Source organism: Candidatus Villigracilis sp., from assembly GCF_057083605.1.
The window spans coordinates 1-22,550 of the sequence record NZ_JBXMTI010000073.1 but is presented as its reverse complement, the minus strand read 5'-3'; the positions used below and the strand labels follow the sequence as shown (position 1 = coordinate 22,550).

Sequence of the window (22,550 nt, the reverse complement as noted above, 5' to 3'; positions counted from 1 at the left end):
CCGCAATAATTCTGACGCCGATTGTATGGATCGCAGTACCTATAGACTATGGGAGGTTGGGAAGAAATCGATATAATTTATCGGATGAAGACTCAAACCGACCTTTCCCTGACGATCCAACGCGATTTGATCAAGAGCAAGGAAAAGAACGCTTCGGACCTCGCCTTAGCCTGCTACCGTCAAATTGAGCGGCTCAACCCGACGCTGAATGCCTTCATTACGGTGATCCCTCCCGAAAGAGACGTACCTCCCCCAGCGGGAAGTATGCCCTTATACGGCTTACCCATTGCAGTGAAGGATTTGTACGATACAAAAGGGATTCGCACCACAGGCGGTTCGAAATTCTTCGCGCACAACATCCCAGCGGAGGATGCTTTTGTAGTTCAAAAGATCAAAAAGGCGGGGGCTCAGATCATCGGCAAGACCAATACCCATGAGATTGCACTCGGTGTGACCAATAACAATCCACATTTTGGGGCCTGCAAAAATCCATGGGATGTAACTCGCACGCCCGGCGGTTCCTCCGGCGGGAGCGCAGTAGCCGTTGCCACAGATATGGCACTGGCCGCCCTAGGCACAGATACTGGCGGCTCGATCCGCATCCCTGCTTCATTGTGCGGGGTGGTTGGGTTGAAGCCAACATTTGGACGTGTTAGCCTGCGTGGAATATTGCCGCTTTCATGGAACTTGGATCATGCAGGGCCGATCACCCGCAAAGTTGAGGATGCCGCATTAATGCTTCAAGTGATGGGCGGATATGACGAGTTGGACCCTGTTTCAGTAAAGACGTTGCCCGGCGACTATTCCAGTCATCTACGGGATGGGATGAAAGAGCGCAAGATTGCGCTGGCGGTTGGTGAGTATGTGGAAGCCTCAGACCCGCAAATTCTGGAGGCAGTTCGCGTGGCGGCGCAGATACTAAAGGAACAGGGAGTAAGCATTGCAGAAGTGAATGTGGATTTTCTGCGCGAAGCCGCACTCGCAAATGGAATCATGGTTCAGGCTGATGGCGCGGCATTCCATCGTGAAAGGTTGATGGAGCACCCGGATTGGTTCGGGGCGGATGTGCGTCAGCGGCTGGAAACGGGAGCGGCATTCACATCCAGCGAGTACGTGCTGGCGAGGCGCACTCAAGCTGAAATCAAGCGAAGATGCGATGTATTATTCGAACAATATGATGTACTGCTGTTACCCACCACGCCCATCACCGCTCCGCTTTTGGAGGGAGAAGACGCCATCGAACGCGCCCGTCAATTGACTCGTTTTACGGCTCCATTTAATCTGACAGGTTTACCTGCGCTTTCAGTGCCATGCGGATTTACGGATGAGGGATTGCCAATCGGTTTGCAGGTTGTTTCGCGCGCGTGGAATGAAGCGGGCGTGTTGAGGGCAGGCTTTGCCTTTCAGGAAGCAACTGACTGGCACAAAATGAAACCTGAGCTGGCTTTATAATCAATGCATGAAGAGATCAGGGTTAATCATATGGGCATTCCTGCGCCTGCCGATTCTTGCGGCAGGTTTATATTTATATCGCTCGCAGATCGCCGTTCTTATTGAAAGATATTTCAACCTTGGAACGGTGATAGAGTTCGGGATATATTCCGTCAGCACTTCAGGGACAAGGTTTATTCTTTATTTCGCTTGTGTGCTCGCGTTAGTGTTGGGATATTGGCTGATTAAAAAATGGGCGGCATCCGAGTTTTGGGGTTACATCTCTTTCCTGATCGGCGCATTTACGGTAATTTATTTTTCATTTGGATTTTTATTATTAACATCAAACGCGTTGACAAGAACAACTGTTGTTCTTTTAATTCTGGCACTCAATACCGTACCGGAGAAGCAATTTGTGAAGTGGATTCCTGGAAGTGGATTCCTGTCCTTCGCTTTCCTCAAAGGTGTTGGGTTGTGCGAAGCGCTTTTTCCTCAGGCTTATGTCTATTGGCTGACGGATAAACTCTGGCCAGGCAGTTCGGTCAAAAAATGGTCATGGTTGGGCGGCGTGTTGATAGCCCCGCTCTTCTGGGTATTTTTGCTGACGCCTTATAACAACCAGAGAATTCTAACTCTCGGTGAAAAACTACATGCCAACCCGGCAGTCGAAAAGTTTGCGGAGGGAGGCTACAACTGGATCGAGTTCAACGCAGAGCACAGGTTGCTTTATGCGGCCGGGCATAATGTAAATTACCTTTTCGCCTACGACGTGGAACATCTTAGCCAACCGCCTGGCAGGTCGGATGCGAAGATAGGCAAGCCTCAAAGCTTTGCCTATAATCCCGACTTACAAGAACTATATATCTACAAAGCCGATACAAGCGAACTGCTATATCTTGATGCGGTGACATTAGAGATTTTTCGCTCCGAACCTGTTGTAGGGCTTTCGCCGGGTGATGTGTGGGTCAACTGGCAACGAAACACTGACAGCATCACCATCGCCTCTGAAGCGGACCGAGAGACTGGCACGCCCTTCGTGATGATCGACCGCACGAGCGGCGAAATCGTTGCAACAATGCCGATACCGCTGATCCCCACCAACATCACCTTTCATCCTGACCAGGATATTTTATACTTCAACTCATTCCGAGATACTTATCTGATCTCGTGGGATATGCGTTCGCATGAAGTGATTCGGCACGTGGAAACCAGCCCGCGAACAGACAGATTGATTTTCTCTCCCAGCGCTTCCGAGGTATTGGTCGCCTCACCATCGGAGGGCGCTATCCTGCGTTACGATGCGGACACTTTGGAATTCAAAGGCAAAATCAAAGCCAGCCTCGGTGACCGCACGTTGACAATCGACCCACAACGAAACCTGCTACTGGTTGGCAACTTCATCAACAACCGTATGCAAGTGATCGACTTGAACACCTATGAGCCTGTTGCCAGCTTTTACATCGGCCCCTGGATCCGCACGATCTCACTGGATGTGGAAAATGGGATTGCATATGTTTCAACTGCAAAGAATCTATTTAAGGTGCATTACGCATTGGATACATAAAAGCAGCCCGGGATTATCTGAGGCTGCTTTTATGACTGACGTCGGCATTGTTTTATGCCGGGGCCTTATAACTTACGGAGAAGTTGAGCCTCCTCGGGGGAGACAAGCACATTTAATTGTATCAACACCAAATGGACAGTCGTTAGGCGTTAGCGGACAACCAGTAGTGTCATCACCGTCATCATCGCCAGGGCCCGTGCCCGGAGTGACAATGATTGGCGGTTTGCATTCTTTGTCAAATAGCACCCCCTGGGTGTCTATATCTATCAAAGCCTGGGGATTTTTTACACAGGCCCCATTCAGCGGATATGTACCCGCTGGGCAGAGGTTTATGTTTACGCCGCTGCCATCTGTGGAAGTACAACACTGTAAAAGCGGATCGTAGGTGGAACCCGGAAGGCAGGCTGTGCCCTCGGTGCCGCTGCCGTCCCACTGACATTCATCCCCTACCTTGTTGTAATGCTCCAGGCAAACTTCACAGGAAGCAGGAGCATCATATGAGCAAGCACCTTTTGCAATTGCCGGGCCCACGTCACCGGGGTTGCATAGATATTTATCCTTCGTGGGTGTTTGCTCACCCGGTATCTGGGAGCAGCCCGGCACATCATAGGTCCAGCCATCCGGCGGCGTGTTTGATAGCTCAAATGTAACGATTGTGTATGGAACGTAGCTAACGGCGGCCAGGCTTATATTGCAATTCGGTGCCTGTGAAATGTCAACCTTGTTGCAGTTTACGACGGGTACGCAATCTGGTTGGGTGCCATTAATGCCTGGGCCAATGTAAGCCAACTGCTGACACCATGGAGCAAAGTAGGTTGGATCCTCCACTACACAGCGAAAACCCAAATCGGGCAGATTCTCTATCGGATTAAGAGAGAAGCGGTGAGCAGATATAGACGGGTCGGCGCTATCCGTAAAGCTGCTCCCGCGCACGGAGCGTTTCTCCCCGAATTCTTCTCCTACTGGATCTCCAACCGGTGAAACTATGTTATAGGTTGGGCTGTACCAATCCGCAGCCCACTCACGCGCATTCCCGGACATATCCCATGCACCATAATAACTGACTCCATCCTCGTATTCATTCACATCCGATGTTTTGCCGACGCAAAATTTATAGTTCAATAAGGAGCAGTTCGGGCCTGAATCACCCCAGGGGAAGAGGTTTCCATCCGGGCCGCGGGCTGTCTTCTCCCATTCGGCCTCAGTGGGCAAACGCGCATGCACGAAGGAACAATATTCCCCAGCTTGGGCATGGTTCACGCCGGTAACTGGAAAGTTGATATATCTGTAATCACCATATAAAGGGCTATTGACTGGGTCCGGCGGGCTGCATTTACCCAACTCTACGCACAGAGCATACTGCTGGTTGGTGACTTTGGTACTATAGATCCAAAAATCGCTGACCGTAATGACGCGCTCAGGGTTATCCGCAAAGTTATAGCCCATGGTAAATGGGCCGCCCGGAACTGCAACTAAAACAGTACCATCTACATAGAGATATTTGGAACCGACTTGCATTGGCGGACCCGCCAGATCCACTGAGACGAGGGTGGCGGGCGCATCGGTAGCCACAGGAGGTTCAGTTGGTGGCGGCAATTCAGCCGTGGGCGGGATGCTGGTGGCTGTCGGTGCTTCTGCTGTCGGCGGGGTGCTTCCACCGCAGGCAGAAATGATGATCGACAAAATGGTGATGATCGAAATCAAATATAAAAATCGCTTCATCTCATTCTCCTTGAGTTTTCACACTTGATCTTGCGTTATGCTATAAAAATTATAAACCCTCATCCCCTGGTTAGTATTAAAACGATCATGGCCCAATGGTCATAAATAACTCAAGTTGCTACCATACTCCTGTTGTGTCATGCTGAGGGGCGCCTTTTGCCCCGAAGCATCTCTGAGACCGTGAACAGAGACCCTTCGGTCGCGAAGAACACGCTCCCTCAGGGTGACCTGTTTCTTTTTATTTCAAGATAGCAACTTAATAAATAAAAAAAATCCCGCAGGGTGCTACACACCCTGCGGGACAGGAATTACGGTGTAGGTCTCATTTCGCAAACCGCGTCTTTTTCGTTCCACGAACAGAAATTCGCAACACAACGAGATTCGCTGTCGCTGAATTGCGCACAGGTATTAACAGGTTCACTGCACTTGATGGTGGTTACCCGAACCGTGGTGCAGCCTTCTCCACTGAGCTCCGCCGCTGCGGGAATGCAGGCTTGCAAGTCAGAGTTGAATGTGTAACCGGGGTCGCAGCCGGGATAAGTTCCACCGGTTACTGCCTGGCAGCATTGGAAACCATCATTATAAGCATAGCCTACCGTACAGCCAGCATAAGTTTGTCCTGCGAGTGATTCATTGTCAATGCCGTATGGCGCTGAGGTTTCTCCATTTGGAGGCACACACATTTCAGCCAGCTCATCGAAGTATGAACCTGCCGGGCAATAGCCATTCGCATCCTTGTTAATGACGCAAGTCTGCTGGCCTCCCCTTTCTTTGATGGCATATCCAACGGGGCAGCCCGAAACACCCGCTTGACTCAAAATCGGTGTGTAATTACACATCCCGGTAGATGAGTCGAGTGTATAGCCAGGGCCACAAACAGGGCTAACACCTTCCACAATCGAGTTATCTGAGCAGGACTCATTACATACTACGATCTCATTTGTGGATTCAATCGTTTCTGGGCCGCTGCAAGTCAATTGCCTGACTCCGTCATTGATCGCTTGTGTGCATATCAGACGTGTGCCACGCACCTCCCAGGTTGATCCAAAGGAAAGTTGGATCTTAGCGTAGGTCTCGCCCTGCGCACAATATTGATCGGTCACCACACCTTCGGGCAGTTCACAACTGGTGGAAACATTCGCGCCCACAGGCACAAAGGCAGACAGTTGGCAATAAGGGGCAATCGGTTGAGGAGCCGCTACAACGCAGCGAAAGCTGGTGTCGCGTTCACTATCATCTGGTTCATTGAAGCGGCGGATGGCTGAAGCAACCTGGCTGTCATCTGTTTCAAAAGAACTGCCACGCACTACGCGGTACAGCCCGCTTTCGGGGCCGGTGGGGTTGGCAATTGGTGAAACGCCATAATAGTTTTCAGCGTACCAATCACCCACCCACTCGAAGGCGTTTCCCGCCATATCCCATAAACCATAAGAGCTCGCACCCGTTGACGCAAATGCATCTACGCCGCTTGTAGTCTCGTAGCAGTTACTAAAGTTTAGCAAGCTGCAGGTTGGGTCATTATTGCCCCAGGGATACATATTCTCATTCGTTCCGCGCGCAGCTTTTTCCCATTGTGCTTCTGTCGGCAAGCCGCCTTGAGTCCATGCACAATATGCCTGGGCCTGATCCCAGGTCACTCCAACAACAGGGTGACTGCCGAATTCTGGGTTGCTAAAAACAGGGCCGCCCAGCTCCTGGGAGGGAGCCGAACATGCCCCAACTTTTACACACCGTTCGTACATGCGGTTGGTGACTTTGGTTTGTTGGATCCAGTACCCATCCAAAGTGACGTTATGCGAAAGCGCGTTAATCCCATCACCCATCGTAAAGTCACCCGCGGGAATATAGATCAGAGTGCTACCATCCACCCATTTCATCGCAGATCCACTTTGCGGTCCTGAAAGAGCAACAGGCTCAAAAGTTGGTGTGGGCGCCACAGTTGGCGCATCTGTAGGCGGCAATGAAGTTACGGTCACCACGATCAACTGCGGCGTTGGGGTTGCGCCACATGCCGATAAAACAAACGTAAGCACAAGGACATACGCAACCATCACATATCGAACTTTTTTCATTCAATCTCCTTCTCTCGCCATATACACGAGACGCTCATTATTATAATGCAGAGAAAAAATAAGGCCGATATAAGAATATCGGCCTTATTTTTCACAACCTTGATGTCAACACGCCAATTATGGCTGGGTGCAATAGCATACAGTTTGATTACCGAAGTTAAAACAGACAGTAAACTCCGGGGGACAACCTGTAGGCTCATCACTACCTCCGCCCGGCTTAGGCGGCAGGGGGCATACGCCTGGTTCAGTTCCAGAGGATTGAAAACCAATCGCCATGCGGCAGACATTATCCAACTCAGATACTTCTTTGATCGGATAGAAAAATTCGAGCTCCTTCAGGGAAGCTCCTGCCTGTTCATGCGTAAGAGTATCATTCACATCAAAGAACTCAGGCGCAAAGTCATCATTACCGGCCCACATGCCTACCAGAAAAGAAGTATCACCTCCCAGCAGGGATAATTTCGCCGCGATCTGCACCGAGTTTGGATCTGTCGGTGAAATTCGCACCCACGCTAGGTCTGGGTCACCTTCCTGGCCTGTACCAAAAATCTGGGTTTCATATCCATTTCCGCCCGGCAACACTTTATCCGCAGTGACTTTGACACTGCCGCCCACATCATTATTCTCATCAAACCAGACCTGCACCCCATTCGTGATCCATTCTGTAGAGGAAGGCGCTACAGCCATGATCAGGTAATCGCCTCCGCCATCTACATTCAGGTCAATTTCAAATCCATATTTACCGGCAAGTTCATGGCTTGATTCATCGGCTTTCAGGGTAATGACTCCATAAAACCAGGTGTCATCCTGAAGGAATTGCGATGTTTGTATATCAAGGTACGGATAATACACGTCCATCGCTTCGCTGTTGAAAGGGCGTTCGTAACGGCCAAAGGTGAAACGGTCACCGCTTGGTGCGCGGTTCTCGGCTGCTGTAATCGAAGAATCCTGATCCCCCGCAACGCCGCTTTGAACATCAGGTAACTCACCCGGAACCATCACATGCTGCACCCCTTCGGTGGGTGTAGGGGGCGCAACAGTTGGGGTGTTAGCGGGTAAAGCAACATCAGCTTCTACAGGCGCTTCGGTAGCCGATGGCGCTGTCTTACCCAAATTACATGCCGACAAAAAAAGGATAACGAACAGACTTAAGGAAACAAACTTGTTCAGGTTTTTTCTCATTGGACACCTTTCTACTTGAGGTATACCAATTTTAGGTAGTTACGACCTGAACAGCAATGACGCTTTTGTCATGGACTCACTATCCGATTTATCTTATCCACCGCCCGTGGATTCACAAGAGATATGTCCCCCAACTCCAAATCTAGATAGGTTGAATGAATCAAGCCTTTGTAAGCAGCATGATAAAAAGAACAGCCCTGAGCCAAACAAACAGGGCCGTTCTTCACTCTCAGATCCAATGAGCTGAGGTTAACCGATCAATCCGGGCAGCCTGGAAAGTAATAGCCTTCTCCTTCGTTCGGCCAGGTACACCAGGCCGCATCTGGCCCATTCGGCGTATAGATATAAGGTGAAAGGGGCCATGCCGGGGTATCAAAAAATATTACGTCACCCTCGGTGGCAGGTTTTTCCTGGCAAGTCAGACCGTAATCCACCCAATGGTCAATAGCAGGATCTGGGATATTCCAATCATAAACTTTATAGCACCATTGATTTATATGAGCGGCAGGAACAAAGGTCCAAAACGTCGAACCCCCAAAGGTGATTACCACGTCCGAATCGCCGGCCTTTTTGCTCGTATGGCAGACCGCAGTGACTTCGTCAGCTTGTGAGCAGTACAGGGTATATACATCGCCACCTTGCACCCACACACTGCCTTGCAGGTCACGTTTTGAGAAATCTCCGGTTACGAAAAAGACAAAAGTGGGGCCCGAGGAATTATTACGTACGCTGATCAAGGTAAGGGCGATTCCGGGCGTTTTTTCAGCGGCAACACTTACCAACATAACCAATAACATTAATACGGTGAATAAAGACTTTTTCATATTCATTTCCCTTTCTTCACTATTGAACAAACGAGCGATTGTTTGGCCTTTTATTATTATAGAGCAGATTTTCACGAATACAAGCAGATAAGTCCCTAGGATGGCCTGGTGCTACCGCCTGCTCCTGATTATCTCATCCACCGCCTGTGGATTCACAAGTGAAGATGTATCCCCCAACTCCATACCCAAATACGCCGCGCGGATCATCCTGCGCATTACTTTTGCATTGCGAGTCTTTGGCAGATCAGAAACAAAAAGGATGGCCTTCGGCGCGAGCGGCTTGCCCATTTCAGCGACGACCATCTCTTTCAATTGTTGACGAAGTGCATCGCTTCTTTCTACCCCGGGCCTGGTCACTGCGAAAAGGATCAGTTCACTCCCTTTGATCTCGTGCGGCACTCCAATAGCAGCAGCCTCCACAATATCATCATGCCGCACCAAAATGGACTCAACCTCGGCGGGTCCTAATCGCTTGCCCGCAATTTTAATTGTGTCATCCGAGCGCCCGAGGATGTACCACAGGCCATCATTATCAATTGCGGCAAAATCACCATGCACCCAAATATTTTCCCAACGCGACCAATAAGTATCGAGATACCGTTGCCTATCCTTCCAAAAGCCGCGGGTCATTCCGACCCACGGGGCCCTGATGACTAGTTCCCCAACCGCATTACGAACCGACTTTCCGTTTTCGTCCACCACATCCGCATCCATACCGGGGCAAGGCGCGGAGAAAGCACAGGGCTTCAACGGCAATAGCGGATTACCCATCACAATGCCACCGGAGATTTCCGTCCCGCCTGAATAATTAATGATGGGGCGTTTACTTTCGCCAACTTTCTCAAACAACCACATCCACGGGTCAGGATTCCACGGCTCACCAGTGGACGCAAAACATTTCAGCGATGAAAGATCGTGCTTCTTGAAATGTTCATCTCCCTGCGGAATCAACGAGCGGATCAAAGTTGGCGAGACCCCCAATTGATTGATCTTATGTTTTTCCACCAGCTCCCACAAACGATCTGGCGCAGGGAAATCTGGTGCGCCATCATAAATGAACATTGTTGCGCCGAGCAAGAGGCTGCCAAAGACCTGCCAGGGCCCCATCATCCAACCCATGTCGGTCATCCAATAAATAATATCAGTTCGTGCTGAGCGGAACGACGAGTGCTCTTCGAGGAGCGCAGTCGAAGCGCCATGCACATCCGTGCCAAATACCATGTCCTGCGCAGACTTGACGGGGAATCCACAATGCGTATGCAGTGCACCTTTTGGTTTGCCTGTTGTCCCAGACGTGTAGATGATCATCAACGGATCTTCAGCGGAGGTAATTTCTGTCGAAGCAGAATCAGGTTGAGGCGCGATCAGATCGGCCCACCAGTGATCGCGTCCCGCTTTCATTTTTACATCCTGCCCTGTTCGTTTCAAAACGATCATATGTTTCAAAGTAAGGATTTGCTCCGCCGCTTCATCCGCAATGGATTTCATCTCCACTGCTTTGCCACGACGAAATGCACCATCTGATGCAAAGAGGGCCTTCGCATCTGCATCCACCATGCGCGAGACGATGGCTCCCGCGCCATAGCCAGAGAACAGCGGCAGAATGATGCCGCCGATCTTCGCGATGGCAAGCAGAGCGATCACGATCTCCGGGGTCATCGGCATAAAAATGCCAATCGCATCACCTTCGCCCAGTCCCAATGAACGCAACGCATTTGCGGCTTTATTTACCTCTTTATATAGTTCTTCGTAAGTAAGTGTTTTTGTAATCCCCTCTTCCCCTTCAAATACAACCGCTTTTTGTTTTCTGCTTTCTGTTTTCTGCCACTTATCCACGCAATTATGGACAATATTCATTTTCCCATCCACGCACCATTTCGGAAATTGAATTCCATCAGACAGGTCTACTACTTTTGAGTACAGCTCGTAAAATTGAACATCAAGAAATTTCAGAACTGCTTCGGTAAACCATGCTACATCACCCGTGGATTTTTGCATGAGTTCATCGAAATCCTTTATGTCATGCAATCGCATGAAGGTTGTCAAATTTGCGTGTTCAATATATTCAGGGGTTGGCTTCCAAACAAACTCACCGCCGAATGTAAATTGCTCGGTCATTGGGCATCTCCTCTTGTAATGGCTGTTTCGATTCTACCGCTTGTTGCAGAAATTACTGAACCTTTTTACAAACCATCGCCGAGTCAATAGTAGTACGAATGTAACACCCTATTCAACAGGAACGGGCGTATAATGCGCGCATCGCCAAATTTCGGAGGAAGTCTTATGTCTAACTTTACTATGAGATTATTGAAATGCCCCGCTTGCGGAGGGCCAATCGACCCACCCAGTGGGGAGAGCTCGATGAAGTGCCCTTACTGCGGCAACTCTGTTGTGATCCCTGAAAGCCTGCGCAAGCCCGACCCTAATCAAAGACAATCGCAGGGAAGTCTATTCAGCGGCGTGGACATGAACGCCATGAATGGCTACGGTGCGCAATGGGCTGAGGTCATGCAACTGGCGCAAATGGGAAAGAAAGACGAAGCCATCAAGAAATATGTGAGCTTTGCGCACGTCAGCGAATCGGATGCAAAGTACACAGTTGATGCACTGGCGGGCGCGCAAACCTATGAATTCGCCCCAACCACAAGCGGATATACTGCTGTTCAGATCGCCCCGATCATGGCTAGCTATGCGGATACCGCGAAAACAGTTACCAAATGGTCCATGTGGCTGGGATGCGGCATCACGGCCTTCGTCATGTTTATTATCGTTATCACCGTCCTGCCTGTGTTGATCGGTGTCTTTGCCAGCATTTGGGCAGCCTTCAATTCTTTCTAATTCGTACATCAAGCCAAAACGCGGACATCGTTTTGTCCGCGTTTTTTATTTAATTTATCTCTTTTATAATTGCCAGACTTTGGAGAATAAAAAACATGACTCAATTCTTTGCATGTACTGCCTGCGGCGCACCTAATGAACCCGAAGCAGGAAATATGAGAATGTCCTGCACATACTGTGGGGCAAACTTAACCATCCCAGAACATTTTCAGACGAAGATACTGCCAAAGGTGGATAAAGCAAAACCAGCTGTGAGCTTAGAAGTGGATGCGCCCGACCTGCTTCGCAAAGCTCAGCCAATTGCCATCAAGGCGTGGAATTTATATGCGTTGTGGACCTGGTTCCGCTGGATTCTCCCCACCTGCCTGGTAGCCCTGGTGATATTGATCGTGTTGTGCGCAGTGCTTGGCACATTACCATTTATATTGGGTCAATTTTGATCTTTACAAATAATCTATCTTTAGCAATGCGCGCAATATCATCCGCATTTGGAATTTTATTTTCAACGCGAATTCCAAACGGCTTTGCCGCTTGCGGAGCATGTTGAAGGTATTCATATAAATGTGATTCAACGGCGCATTGATTCAATTCGGTTTCCCCAAATCCTTGAACAGGCTTGCGCTTCAATAATAATTTCACATTCGCGCCGCCTTGAAGGTTTCTCCACCAGGTTCTATTGCGGCTGGTGATAATCCATAAATATCCATCTTCTTTGTAATAACCAACGGGGGTTGTATATTGTTTGCCAGTTTTGCGCCCGGTGACCGTAATGAGCATCATGCCATTGCTCAACATGCCATGAAATGGCGAGCGTAATACCCAACTCATAAAATCATTTCCACTCATTTCATCACTCCATACATTTGATCGGGATTCAGATATTGCGGGAAGCGCTCCCTCAGCGTAGTTCGCACTTCGTAGCACAGGTGACAGGCATCCGCATAGTGTGAATCATGTGGCAGGTTATATTCGGTCACCAGCGCGGCAGGTCCGCCTTCGAGCAGCGGCCCGCAAATCAGGTGTGCATCCCCATCATATTTTTCACAAATCTCTTTGAGCGGCGTTTCGAACAGGTTGCCAATGGTGATGCCCTGACAAATATGGATATTGCCCAGCGGATCAAGATGGACGCGCCCCGGCTCACGTAAATCTTCATGCGGACAGGAATCGAATCTTTCCCAGGGATGGCTGGGCACTGTTTCAACCAGCTTTTTCGTCGCCCGGCCACGAAACATGACTGCGCCTTCATCTTCGATCTGACCATGTGTTTGTTTCACACCTATGCTAGGTTGCGCGATGCTGATCATGCCCGTTGGAATGTTCAACATCTTTGCTGCAACCAGCGCATTCTGCGGACGTTCACCCAGCGCTTCGTTGCAATGGAACAAGTCACTGCTCACAGTGAGGTCGGCAAGACGTCCCGCAAATGGACGCAGCCATTCCTCGGCATCTGACACAGAGTTTGCCCAATATGCATTGGAAACGATGCCAACTGAGAAACCCATATCCGTCGCTTTGCGAACGGCTTTTACCAAAACGGCATAATACAAAAACGGCTCGCCGCCTTCAAAGTAAATCGAAGTAACGCCCGCGTCTTTTGCCTGCTCAAGGATTTGTTCGATCTGTTGGCTTGTGAGCGTTCCAGTTTGCCATGGGCTGCCCCACACAAAGCAGTGATCGCACTCGTACGTGCATTGATAGGTAAGAAGAATATGTAAGCCTTCGAGTTTCATTCTGAACTCCTTGCTCTTTATTACTGTACTTAATTCATGGCATCGAGTCACGGGTCAAAAATCACCTTGCGGGCTATAATAAAGTAACCCTTTTTTGGAGGCAGTCATGTCAAACGTCTTTGCATCCCCCCACCCGCTTGTCGCCCATAAACTATCACGATTGCGTGATAAAAATACAGAACCAAAGAAATTCCGCGAATTGGTGCGCGAGATCGCCGCGCTGTTGGCATACGAAGCAACTGCCGACCTTGTCACCATTCCGCGCGAATTGGAAACCCCTCTCGAAAAAATGACGGGAGCGGAACTCAAGGAAAAGATCGGCCTTGTTCCTATTTTGCGCGCAGGGCTTGGCATGGTGGAAGGTTTTTGGGAACTCATGCCTAGTTCGGAGGTTTGGCATATTGGGTTGTATCGGGATGAACACACCCTCAAACCTGTTGAGTATTACAACAAACTCCCCGTTGACCCACGCGTCTCCGTTTGTGTAATTCTCGACCCAATGCTTGCAACAGGAGGCTCTGCCACCGCCACAGCGGAAATCCTCAAACGCTGGGGCGTAAAGAAAATCAAGTATGTTGGGCTGATCGCCGCGCCAGAGGGAATCAAGGCCATGCAAACCGCACATCCCGATATCGATATTTATGTTGCCGCGATTGACGATCATCTCAACGAACGCGCATATATTGTCCCAGGACTGGGCGATGCAGGGGATCGACAGTTCGGAACGGGTTAGGTGCTATCAAGATGAAGAATATCATCAAGGTTTCGCTGGGGCTGCTGCCGCTTACGATAATGGCATGTTCTGTTTTATTTGATACGCCAGATATTTCCTCTACCAAGGTCCCAACTAAAGAGAAACCGCCAACAGCGGTGGCGCCAATCACAACCAAGGTACCAACCAAAGAGAAACCGCCAACAGTGATGGCGCCAATCACAACAACGACACCACTCTCCTACTTCCCAGGATTAATAGTGTTTCCAAGAATACGAATGGAGTATTACGATATTGAAGGCGCCACACGAGAGACACTACTGGATGAAATGGAAAAGAAGGGGCCGATTGCAGGGCTCAAGCATGAACACAGTATTGCGGCCATGGAATATGATCTGCTATACACCTGGCCAGGCAGAGGAACTGCTGAATGCGATCCAACAAAAGGAGAAATCTGGTACACACTCAAGGTTTATGCGCCTCGTTGGTCACCCCCGTCAGATACTTCACCAGAATTGATCGAGGCATGGATAGTATTTATGGACGGGGTAAAGGCGCATGAAGAAGGTCACATTCAACTTGTAAGAGACTACTTTGCAGCCATGATGAAAGTTATTACCACCGCCAGAACATGCTCGGAAGCATGGGATATTGCGAATGGTTTTGAACAAGATCTTCACCGCGCCCAATTAAAGTATGATCGAGAGGTCGAACCGACCATTTTTCCCTAGGGTCGGGTTATTTATGAAAGAAAGCCTTCGATGACCTACAACACAAAACTGGCAGAGCGGATTCGCACAGGGATGCAGGGACTTCCCGTCGTTGAAAAGAAAATGTTCGGAGGAGTCGGCTTCTTAATTCATGGCAACATGGCATGCGGTGTCAATAAAGACAACTTGATCGTGCGTGTTGACCCTGAAAAGCACAATTCCCTTCTCAAGAAGCCACATGCAAAGCTCTTTGACCTCACGGGCAAACCCATGAAAGGTTGGCTGCTGGTAGAAGCGGAGGGTTGTAAAACAACAAAACAACTCAACGCATGGATCAAGGAAGGCGTCGAATTTGCATTGACACTTCCGCCAAAATAAGACATGAAGGCCATCGCTTTTGGAATCGGCTCCGCATTCCTGATCTACATCTCCCGTGCATCATTGAGCGCACCACGCTCGCATGGCTTTTATCGTTTCTTCGCGTGGGAATGTATCCTGGGATTGTTCCTGCTCAACATGGGATTCTGGTTTCAAAACCCATTTGCATGGTATCAACTCATTGCTTGGACTCTACTCTTTGCATCCCTGGTCCCGCTGGCATTCGGTGTAAACGCGTTGAGATCGCAGGGGAAGCCAAATGCAAACAGAGAGAGCGACCGGACATTGCTTGCATTTGAAAAAACCACGCAACTGGTCACAAGCGGCGTTTACAAATACATTCGCCATCCGCTTTATAGTTCATTGCTTTTGCTAACCTGGGGCATATTTTTCAAACTTCCGTCCATCGCGGGCAGTGTACTAGCCATCGTCGCTACTATATTTCTAATCGCAACCGCAAAAGCCGATGAGGCCGAATGCATTCAATTCTTCGGCACAAAATATCAAGATTATATGAACCACACAAAACGATTCATCCCATTTCTAATTTGATGATATGAAAGCCATGCTGCTTGAATCTCTCGCGGAAGTAAACTCGCTTCAGCCTCCCTTGAAGCTGGTTCAACGCGCCGAGCCGACTCTGGCTGATGGCGAAGTGCTGATCAAAGTTACGCGCTGCGGAGTCTGTCACACAGAGTTGGATGAGATCGAAGGGCGGACTCCCCCGCCGAAGCTACCTGTGATATTGGGGCATCAGGTGGTGGGAACTCTGGAGTCTGACAGCTTGCTGTCAGATGTGGAACAGCAAGCTGTTCCACTCCAGAGCGGCCAACGCGTGGGCGTGGCGTGGATCGCGTCCGCTTGCGGTGAATGTGATTATTGCAAAACGGGGCGCGAGAATCTGTGCGCCGATTTCAAAGCGACGGGGCGTGACATCGATGGTGGTTACGCTGAATACATGAAAGTCCGCGCGGATTTTGTGCACCCGATACCAGAATCATTTTCTGATTCAGAAGCTGCGCCGTTGTTGTGTGCAGGCGCAGTTGGATACAGGGCATTACGATTGAGCAACCTTCAAGATGGTCAATCATTGGGATTAATGGGATTTGGGGGATCGAATCATTTGGTATTGAAAGTAGCAAAACATAAATTCCCCAATTCTCCAATTTTCGTTTTTAGTCGTAACGCGGATGAGCGCGAATTTGCGCTTTCACTTGGCGCAGCCTGGGCGGGGGCAATTAATGAGAATCCGCCTGAGGCGTTAGATGCGGTTATTGACACCACACCAATTTGGGGCGCGGATGTTGAAGCGTTAAAATATCTGAGAGCAGGAGGAAGACTGGTCATTAATGCGATCCGTAAAGAGGAAAAGGATAAGGATGCCCTCCTCCAATTGAATTACGCAACGCATTTATGGATGGAGAAGGAAATCAAATCGGTTGCAAATGTGACGCGGGCGGACGTGCGTGAATTTCTGCAAGTGGCCGCGGAGGCAAATATAAAGCCTGAATTTCAAGAATACGAATTGAAAGACGCCAACCTGGCGCTGATGGAAATGAAGCAAGGCAAAATTCATGGAGCGAAAGTTCTGAGGGTATAAAATGGAAAACAAAAACGAATATGACTTGAAAACTGTAAAGCTGCCTTATCTGGCGGGCGGGATGTTAAAAATCTTTACCTCACTGGTCGAAGGCCCATTGCGTGGGTTGCTCATGCCGAGTCTCTTTGAAAGCGCGGGCGTGAGCTGGCTGCGAAAACAAGATTTTGACGAAGTGCCCACAAATCATCCGATCCATTTCACAGGTGAATTGCATAAGGAAGCAGCATCTGTCCTTGAAGAAGAATGGCCGCGTGAAGCACATGGCACAAAAGGATTTCAATTTGCAAGCATCCATGATTTTGCAAAAGCCTATCGTGATGGCGAGACCACGCCCGAGGAAATTGCCAAAAAAGTTTTGACCAGCATCAGCACCAGCAATAAAGGGGACGCACCGCTGAAGGCGTTTATCGCCATCAACCGCGACGATGTAATGAGACAGGCACGTGAGTCCACGCTGCGGTTCAGGGCGGGCAAAGCACTCAGCGTTTTCGATGGCGTGCCGATTGCAATCAAAGATGAAATGGATATGACGCCTTACCCAACCACGGCAGGCACAGCGTTTTTGGGAAAGACCCCAGCCACAGAAGATTCCACAGTGGTTGCACGTTTGCGAAGCGCAGGCGCATTACTGGTAGGCAAAGCCAACATGCACGAGATCGGTATCAACGTCACTGGGTTGAACCCGCATCATGGCACAACACGCAACCCATACAACATAAATCATTATACGGGCGGCAGTTCAAGCGGACCTGCCACAGCCGTCGCATCAGGGCTTGTGCCCGTTGCCATTGGCGCGGATGGCGGCGGCTCGATCCGCATCCCCTCTTCGTTTTGTGGATTGGTCGGGTTGAAAGCCACCTTTGGACGCATCAGCGAATTTGGAGCATATCCTTTGGATTGGAGCGTCGCTCATATTGGACCGTTGGCTGGCTCCGCCTCCGATGCAGCTTTAACTTACGCTGCAATCGCTGGCCCAGACCCTAAAGACCCAATGTCAATACATCAACCTTTGCCAACTCTAAAAGGTTGGGATGATCTAAACTTAAAGGGACTCAAACTCGGCGTGTACTGGCCCTGGTTCCGCCACGCGGATGCAGAAGTGGTTACGGCCTGCGAAGCCATACTCAAAGAGTATGAAAAAATGGGATGCGAGATCGTGGAGATCGTAATCCCCAACCTTGAAGCGAATCGAATCGCGCACATCGTCACCATCACCAGTGAAATGGTGCAGGCCTTGAACAGTACATATGATAAACATCATAAAGAATATGGGTTGGATGTGCGCATCAACCTTGCATTGGCGCGTCAATTTACGGCGAAGGATTATGTTATTTCACAGCGTATCCGCACCCGTATGATCAACCACTTTAACAACGCCTTCAAACAAGTGGATGTGATCCTGACTCCCACAACGGGCATTCCTGCGCCAGAGATCAAGAAAGGCGCATTGCCTTATGGTGATTCAGATCTGACCACCACCATCGAGATTCTGCGTTTCGTCACCGCCGCCAACCTGACAGGCCTGCCCGCGATTTCATTTCCTGTCGGCTATACTCAAAAGGGATTACCCATCGGAATGCAGGCCATCGGCAAAGCGTGGGATGAAGTCACGCTGCTGCGTATGGCACTCGCCGCTGAACAGGTTGTGGAACGCAAAGCTCCGCAGGTGTATTACAAGGTGCTTTAGGCATATCGTCATTGCGAAGAGGGTGTTTTCCCGACGAAGCAATCCCTCACGGAATTAGGGATTGCTTCGGGCGAAGAGCGCCCTCGCAATGACGGATTAAAAAGGAGAACGTTATGGCCGAGTTAAAAACAAAAAAGACGAAAGCAAGCGTGGAAAGTTTCCTGAATAGCATTAAGGACGAGCAAACTCGCAAGGATTGTTTCGAGATCATGAAGATCATGAAGCAGGCCACAAAGGCTGAGCCAAAGATGTGGGGGACGAGCATCGTGGGCTTCGGTGACTATCACTACAAATACGCCAGCGGACGTGAAGGCGACTGGTTCATTACAGGTTTTTCGCCGCGCAAACAAAACCTGACCCTATACGTAATGGGAAGTTTTACCACGCAAGCCGACTTGCTGAAAAAGCTTGGCAAACATACAACAGGCAAAGGCTGTTTGTATATCAAGAAGTTGGCGGATGTGGATATGAAGGTCTTGAAGGAACTCGTGAACGTATCCGTGAAGGCGGCGAAGAATTAGTACATCAGCAAGCTGATGTACTCCAGAGTTAATCACCCCAGAGTTAAATCACTCCAGAGCTAAATATCCATGACACTACAAAAAGACCCCGAAGGATTTGAGCAAAGAATTTTGCATAGATTTGTAGACTTCAAAGATAAAGAGGTCCTTGAAGTCGGCTGCGGCGAGGGGCGGTTGACATTTAAGTATGCCGCATCTGCAAAGCAGGTGATCGCATTTGACCCCGATCACGATTCATTGCGAGTGGCACGCGCAGATATGCGAGATAAATCTCGCAGTACGCATGTCCATTTTGCAGAGGCCAGCGCAATGCATATTCCGTTCTCGAAAGAGAAATTCGACATTGCCGTCCTGGCCTGGTCACTCTGATGAATGGAGCGCGAGAGCATGGTTCATGCTCTGGATGAAATTCGCAGAACGTTGAAACCAAATGGGATACCGATCGATCTGCGGCCAGTTGAGTCAAACTGGTCGGTGGAAGTCACTTCGTCAGCGGGGTCCCCCTCTTCGGGGACTGCGCAGGTAGCGGGCAGGTTGACCGATCTGCCCGTTGCGGTGGAAGATGACGAGGCGGCGTTCAAGGCTATGCGGCAGGTCGAATCCAAAGGGTGGTACATCAAAAAAGAAGAAGAGCAATTTGACTTCTTTTATTATTGGGATACGCCTTCTGAGATGAAGGAATTTATGGAAGAAGAATGGGAGGATTTTGAAAAACTGGAAGAGGCTGTCTTTCAAAAAACAAAGTCGCTTTGGGCCTCGGCCAGTGCGGATGCGCGAGTGCGTGTGCGCGTGAAAATGCTGATCACGAAATGGGAGAAACGATAATCGTGAATTGATGTCGTTTGCAAAAACATAAAGTCTTAACGCAACGACGCAAGGGCGCAAAGAAGTAAAGTGTCTTATTGAAATCCTGGCGACTTTGCGCCTTCGCGTTAAGAGTTTGACTTTCACAACCGCTCCTTGCGCCGTTCTCGGCACAAGATTTATTCTCACACCTGTCCTAGCTAAGGAAACGCCGCCGTCCACAGGATGCTACGCAAAGGGCGGCGGCTCGAGCCTCTAGGGCGCAAAGTCGCTTAGACTTTCAGGGTTTATTCGAATCATTCGCACATTCGGATAATTCGCGTTAAGAAATTCCTCAATTGATGTCGTTGCGAGGCGGTCTTTGCCGAAGCAATCCCCGACACGCACGAGGAGATTGCTTCGGGCAAAGAACAAGTGCACCCTCGCAATGACATGTGTACAACGACATATGTACGGTGGGAATGAGTTTTCTAATATGCTATACTTTGCCATCTTAACTTAACAAGTGAGGCAAACTCATGTGTGACACTCTTATCGCTACCAAACTTGCCACATCCAACGGTGTTGCCGTCTTCGGGAAAAACTCAGACCGCCCACCGAACGAGGGCCAGCACATGGCTTTCTTCCCTGCCGAAAAACATATTGCAGGCAGCCCCCTAAAATGCACGTACATTGAAATTCCCCAGGTTGAAAAAACCAATGCAGTCCTGCTCTCCAAACCGTTTTGGATGTGGGGCGCAGAGATGGGCGTCAACGAACACGGACTCGTGATCGGCAATGAAGCCATCTTTTCAAAAATCCCCGCCAACAAAAAGCCCGCCCTGCTCGGCATGGATATGCTGCGCGCCGCGCTCGAACGTGCCGTCACACCGCGTGAAGCCCTGCAAGTAATCATAGACTTGCTGGAAGAATTCGGTCAGGGCGGCAACTGCACCTATGGCGAAGAACTTTATTATCACAACAGCTTCATCATTGCCAACGCAGAAGAGGCCTGGGTGCTCGAAACAGTAGATAAGCAATGGGCGGTGCGCCAGGTGCGGGATGTGTATTCCATTTCCAACTGTCTCACTATTGGCAGCGAATACGATATGGCTTCGCCAAACCTCGTGCCGCTTGCCATACGAAAAGGCTTTTCAAAATCTGCCAATAAATTCCATCTTGCCAGGGATTATTCCGATCTTATCTTCACCAGCTTTGGCAAAGGACGGGTTCGCCGCAGCACCACCATCACCACGCTCGATAAGCAAAAGGGCAAAGTCAGCATCGAATCGATGATGGCCACCCTGCGTCACCACAACGATGAAAACTTCGACCCGCAGAAAAGCATCACCCAAGTGGATGTGTGCATGCACGCGGGCTTCGGCCCCATTCGCGTCAGCCAAAGCACCGCTTCCATGGTGGTGTATCTGGATAAAAACAACCCGATCATTTTCGCCACTGGAACATCTGCCCCCTGCACCAGCATTTTCAAACCCTTCTGGATCGCTTCGCGTGCCGCCGCTTCTCTTAACCTCGGGCCTGCTCCAACACACCAAGCCGACTCTTCGCTGTATTGGGCTCACGAAAAACTGCACCGCGCCACGCTGCTCAACTACCCCGAGCGGATCAAAACCTACGCCGCCGAACGTGATGAAATGGAAAAAAGATTCGTTCAAGGCGCGCTGAAGTTACAATCCGCCCCCGCCAGAGAACGCGCAGACTTCACCAATCAATGCCTGGCTGAAAGCAGCGCCGCCGAAGCCGAATGGCTCAAACGAGTAGAAGCCGTGCCTGCGAAGAAAGCATTCTTCCATTCAATGGCGTGGAATGGGTTTAATGAGAAGGCAAAATTGGAGATTTAGAGTTTAGGGAGTTGTATAATACTGTATATAGGGTGTTATCCAGCAATATTTCTGTAAAGTCCCCTTGTGGGATAAGCCCCCATTTTGGGTGGTTATACAGAAATCCGTCTGGTTAAGCCATAGTTGGCTGGCTTCCTGAAAAATCAACGCTATAAACTATGTTCAAAAAGGAGTCTTTTATGGGTATTTCTCTTGAACCTCAAAACAATCACGCTCCTATACTTCGAGTCGCCGCAAACCAAGACCAGTTTAGAGAGCATCGCGGGCTTGGTGTTAGTGAGATTACTTTCAAAGTAACGCCAAAAGATAGCGATGGTGTCTTTGTTATCGAAAACACCTTTCACGAGAAAGGCGGCCCCGCACGACATTTGCATTTTGACCAAGATGAATGGTTCTATGCGGTTGAAGGCGAATTCATCCTGGAAGTAGGGCAAGAGAAATTTACGTTACACCCTGGCGATTCAGTTCTTGCACCTCGTAAAGTCCCGCATGTCTGGGCATATACTGGTGGTGAACGTGGCAAAATCCTTATTGCTTTTATGCCAGCAGGAAAAATGGAATCTTTCTTTCGAGAAGTAACAAAAGCCAATGCAATGCCACCCCAAGACCCTGAATTATGGCGTACTCATGGCATGGAGTTACTTGGGCCGCCTTTGAAGGTCTAGTAATGGAGCGGCGTCTTTTTCAGGCAATGAATCTAGCGCAACAAAACGCCAGCCAACAAAGCGTGCACCTGACGCTGGGGATTCTGCGCACATCCCAAGCCTTTTCACACGCCTTATCATTTTTCTGCTTGGACGGCTTCGCCGTCCCTGCCCCAGCGCAGGTAACGCAAACCGTTGAGACTGTCGAAAAAGTCACTTTTCAAAAATAATTTTTGAAAAGTGGGACAGAAACGCTGAAAGGCGTCTGGTTTTTGGTGTTCCGCACA

At 49.6% G+C, this 22,550-nt stretch carries 22 protein-coding genes; 15 read left to right on the top strand and 7 right to left on the bottom strand.

Annotated elements, in window-relative coordinates; all coding sequences use genetic code 11:
- The first annotated feature begins 84 nt into the window (after positions 1–84).
- A complete protein-coding gene (locus tag AC14M5_RS11350) occupies positions 85–1,452 on the top strand; it encodes an amidase (RefSeq protein ID WP_484029783.1) in 1,368 nt (455 codons plus the stop codon).
- A gap of 7 nt (positions 1,453–1,459) precedes the next feature.
- Positions 1,460–2,995: a YncE family protein gene (locus AC14M5_RS11345; protein ID WP_484029782.1), complete on the top strand. Its 1,536-nt coding sequence runs from the start codon at positions 1,460–1,462 to the stop codon at positions 2,993–2,995.
- Positions 2,996–3,067: 72 nt separating this feature from the next.
- On the opposite strand, the gene AC14M5_RS11340 is transcribed toward AC14M5_RS11345, so the two are convergent.
- From AC14M5_RS11340 to AC14M5_RS11320, 5 genes are all read right to left on the bottom strand, one after another.
- Positions 3,068–4,717 (bottom strand): formylglycine-generating enzyme family protein, encoded by a 1,650-nt coding sequence (locus AC14M5_RS11340; RefSeq protein ID WP_484029781.1) that lies wholly within the window; start codon positions 4,715–4,717, stop codon positions 3,068–3,070.
- A 308-nt stretch (positions 4,718–5,025) separates the two neighbouring features.
- The gene (locus AC14M5_RS11335; RefSeq protein ID WP_484029780.1) at positions 5,026–6,789 is read right to left on the bottom strand and encodes an SUMF1/EgtB/PvdO family nonheme iron enzyme; all 1,764 of its coding nucleotides are present in this window, start codon (positions 6,787–6,789) and stop codon (positions 5,026–5,028) included.
- Positions 6,790–6,906: 117 nt separating this feature from the next.
- A complete protein-coding gene (locus tag AC14M5_RS11330; protein WP_484029779.1) occupies positions 6,907–7,971 on the bottom strand; it encodes a hypothetical protein in 1,065 nt (354 codons plus the stop codon).
- A 257-nt stretch (positions 7,972–8,228) separates the two neighbouring features.
- Positions 8,229–8,795: a hypothetical protein gene (locus AC14M5_RS11325; protein ID WP_484029778.1), complete on the bottom strand. Its 567-nt coding sequence runs from the start codon at positions 8,793–8,795 to the stop codon at positions 8,229–8,231.
- 111 nt (positions 8,796–8,906) lie between these two features.
- On the bottom strand, positions 8,907–10,913 hold the full coding sequence (locus AC14M5_RS11320) for an AMP-binding protein (RefSeq protein WP_484029777.1): 2,007 nt from the start codon (positions 10,911–10,913) through the stop codon (positions 8,907–8,909).
- 165 nt (positions 10,914–11,078) lie between these two features.
- Between AC14M5_RS11320 and AC14M5_RS11315 the strand changes: the two genes are divergently transcribed.
- Both AC14M5_RS11315 and AC14M5_RS11310 read left to right on the top strand, forming a co-directional pair.
- Positions 11,079–11,633 carry a TFIIB-type zinc ribbon-containing protein gene (locus tag AC14M5_RS11315; protein ID WP_484029776.1) on the top strand — a complete coding sequence of 185 codons (555 nt, stop codon included), beginning with the start codon at positions 11,079–11,081 and terminating at the stop codon, positions 11,631–11,633.
- 95 nt (positions 11,634–11,728) lie between these two features.
- Positions 11,729–12,073 carry a TFIIB-type zinc ribbon-containing protein gene (locus tag AC14M5_RS11310; RefSeq protein ID WP_484029775.1) on the top strand — a complete coding sequence of 115 codons (345 nt, stop codon included), beginning with the start codon at positions 11,729–11,731 and terminating at the stop codon, positions 12,071–12,073.
- Here the strand turns inward: AC14M5_RS11310 and AC14M5_RS11305 are convergent.
- Together AC14M5_RS11305 and AC14M5_RS11300 are read right to left on the bottom strand one after the other, a co-directional pair.
- Positions 12,054–12,479 (bottom strand): nitroreductase/quinone reductase family protein, encoded by a 426-nt coding sequence (locus tag AC14M5_RS11305; RefSeq protein WP_484029774.1) that lies wholly within the window; start codon positions 12,477–12,479, stop codon positions 12,054–12,056. The two genes, AC14M5_RS11310 and AC14M5_RS11305, sit on opposite strands and share 20 nt — an antisense overlap.
- Complete coding sequence (locus AC14M5_RS11300; RefSeq protein WP_484029773.1) at positions 12,476–13,366, bottom strand: radical SAM protein; 891 nt, start codon at positions 13,364–13,366, stop codon at positions 12,476–12,478. The genes AC14M5_RS11305 and AC14M5_RS11300 overlap by 4 nt, the downstream gene beginning before the upstream one ends.
- A gap of 106 nt (positions 13,367–13,472) precedes the next feature.
- On the opposite strand from AC14M5_RS11300, the gene upp reads away from it, so the two are divergent.
- From upp to AC14M5_RS11245, 11 genes are all read left to right on the top strand, one after another.
- Positions 13,473–14,099 carry a uracil phosphoribosyltransferase gene (upp, locus tag AC14M5_RS11295; protein WP_484029772.1) on the top strand — a complete coding sequence of 209 codons (627 nt, stop codon included), beginning with the start codon at positions 13,473–13,475 and terminating at the stop codon, positions 14,097–14,099.
- 11 nt (positions 14,100–14,110) lie between these two features.
- Complete coding sequence (locus AC14M5_RS11290; protein WP_484029771.1) at positions 14,111–14,809, top strand: DUF922 domain-containing protein; 699 nt, start codon at positions 14,111–14,113, stop codon at positions 14,807–14,809.
- A 30-nt stretch (positions 14,810–14,839) separates the two neighbouring features.
- A complete protein-coding gene (locus tag AC14M5_RS11285; RefSeq protein WP_484029770.1) occupies positions 14,840–15,166 on the top strand; it encodes a TfoX/Sxy family protein in 327 nt (108 codons plus the stop codon).
- Positions 15,167–15,169: 3 nt separating this feature from the next.
- Positions 15,170–15,718, top strand: a complete 549-nt coding sequence (locus AC14M5_RS11280) for a methyltransferase family protein (RefSeq protein ID WP_484029769.1) — start codon at positions 15,170–15,172, stop codon at positions 15,716–15,718.
- Between the two features lie 13 nt (positions 15,719–15,731).
- The gene (locus AC14M5_RS11275) at positions 15,732–16,766 is read left to right on the top strand and encodes a zinc-dependent alcohol dehydrogenase family protein (RefSeq protein ID WP_484029768.1); all 1,035 of its coding nucleotides are present in this window, start codon (positions 15,732–15,734) and stop codon (positions 16,764–16,766) included.
- A 1-nt stretch (position 16,767) separates the two neighbouring features.
- Positions 16,768–18,453, top strand: a complete 1,686-nt coding sequence (locus AC14M5_RS11270; protein ID WP_484029767.1) for an amidase — start codon at positions 16,768–16,770, stop codon at positions 18,451–18,453.
- 113 nt (positions 18,454–18,566) lie between these two features.
- Entirely contained in the window at positions 18,567–18,974 is a 408-nt protein-coding gene (locus AC14M5_RS11265) for a DUF1801 domain-containing protein (RefSeq protein WP_484029766.1), read from the top strand.
- Positions 18,975–19,043: 69 nt separating this feature from the next.
- On the top strand, positions 19,044–19,343 hold the full coding sequence (locus AC14M5_RS11260) for a class I SAM-dependent methyltransferase (protein WP_484029765.1): 300 nt from the start codon (positions 19,044–19,046) through the stop codon (positions 19,341–19,343).
- A gap of 18 nt (positions 19,344–19,361) precedes the next feature.
- Entirely contained in the window at positions 19,362–19,799 is a 438-nt protein-coding gene (locus AC14M5_RS11255; protein WP_484029764.1) for a hypothetical protein, read from the top strand.
- A gap of 497 nt (positions 19,800–20,296) precedes the next feature.
- Entirely contained in the window at positions 20,297–21,619 is a 1,323-nt protein-coding gene (locus tag AC14M5_RS11250; RefSeq protein WP_484029763.1) for a C69 family dipeptidase, read from the top strand.
- 179 nt (positions 21,620–21,798) lie between these two features.
- Positions 21,799–22,284 (top strand): cupin domain-containing protein, encoded by a 486-nt coding sequence (locus AC14M5_RS11245; protein ID WP_484029762.1) that lies wholly within the window; start codon positions 21,799–21,801, stop codon positions 22,282–22,284.
- The last annotated feature ends 266 nt before the right edge of the window (positions 22,285–22,550 follow it).

Bases quoted from the DNA above. Each gene is read 5' to 3' on its own strand.
- AC14M5_RS11260 (WP_484029765.1), top strand. From the start codon at position 19,044: ATGACACTACAAAAAGACCCCGAAGGATTTGAGCAAAGAATTTTGCAT.
- AC14M5_RS11335 (WP_484029780.1), bottom strand. From the start codon at position 6,789: ATGAAAAAAGTTCGATATGTGATGGTTGCGTATGTCCTTGTGCTTACG.
- AC14M5_RS11250 (WP_484029763.1), top strand. From the start codon at position 20,297: ATGTGTGACACTCTTATCGCTACCAAACTTGCCACATCCAACGGTGTT.
- AC14M5_RS11320 (WP_484029777.1), bottom strand. From the start codon at position 10,913: ATGACCGAGCAATTTACATTCGGCGGTGAGTTTGTTTGGAAGCCAACC.
- AC14M5_RS11345 (WP_484029782.1), top strand. From the start codon at position 1,460: ATGAAGAGATCAGGGTTAATCATATGGGCATTCCTGCGCCTGCCGATT.
- AC14M5_RS11245 (WP_484029762.1), top strand. From the start codon at position 21,799: ATGGGTATTTCTCTTGAACCTCAAAACAATCACGCTCCTATACTTCGA.
- AC14M5_RS11270 (WP_484029767.1), top strand. From the start codon at position 16,768: ATGGAAAACAAAAACGAATATGACTTGAAAACTGTAAAGCTGCCTTAT.
- AC14M5_RS11265 (WP_484029766.1), top strand. From the start codon at position 18,567: ATGGCCGAGTTAAAAACAAAAAAGACGAAAGCAAGCGTGGAAAGTTTC.
- AC14M5_RS11275 (WP_484029768.1), top strand. From the start codon at position 15,732: ATGCTGCTTGAATCTCTCGCGGAAGTAAACTCGCTTCAGCCTCCCTTG.
- upp (WP_484029772.1), top strand. From the start codon at position 13,473: ATGTCAAACGTCTTTGCATCCCCCCACCCGCTTGTCGCCCATAAACTA.
- AC14M5_RS11285 (WP_484029770.1), top strand. From the start codon at position 14,840: ATGACCTACAACACAAAACTGGCAGAGCGGATTCGCACAGGGATGCAG.
- AC14M5_RS11340 (WP_484029781.1), bottom strand. From the start codon at position 4,717: ATGAAGCGATTTTTATATTTGATTTCGATCATCACCATTTTGTCGATC.
- AC14M5_RS11300 (WP_484029773.1), bottom strand. From the start codon at position 13,366: ATGAAACTCGAAGGCTTACATATTCTTCTTACCTATCAATGCACGTAC.
- AC14M5_RS11315 (WP_484029776.1), top strand. From the start codon at position 11,079: ATGTCTAACTTTACTATGAGATTATTGAAATGCCCCGCTTGCGGAGGG.
- AC14M5_RS11310 (WP_484029775.1), top strand. From the start codon at position 11,729: ATGACTCAATTCTTTGCATGTACTGCCTGCGGCGCACCTAATGAACCC.
- AC14M5_RS11325 (WP_484029778.1), bottom strand. From the start codon at position 8,795: ATGAAAAAGTCTTTATTCACCGTATTAATGTTATTGGTTATGTTGGTA.
- AC14M5_RS11330 (WP_484029779.1), bottom strand. From the start codon at position 7,971: ATGAGAAAAAACCTGAACAAGTTTGTTTCCTTAAGTCTGTTCGTTATC.
- AC14M5_RS11280 (WP_484029769.1), top strand. From the start codon at position 15,170: ATGAAGGCCATCGCTTTTGGAATCGGCTCCGCATTCCTGATCTACATC.
- AC14M5_RS11350 (WP_484029783.1), top strand. From the start codon at position 85: ATGAAGACTCAAACCGACCTTTCCCTGACGATCCAACGCGATTTGATC.
- AC14M5_RS11290 (WP_484029771.1), top strand. From the start codon at position 14,111: ATGAAGAATATCATCAAGGTTTCGCTGGGGCTGCTGCCGCTTACGATA.
- AC14M5_RS11305 (WP_484029774.1), bottom strand. From the start codon at position 12,479: ATGAGTGGAAATGATTTTATGAGTTGGGTATTACGCTCGCCATTTCAT.
- AC14M5_RS11255 (WP_484029764.1), top strand. From the start codon at position 19,362: ATGGTTCATGCTCTGGATGAAATTCGCAGAACGTTGAAACCAAATGGG.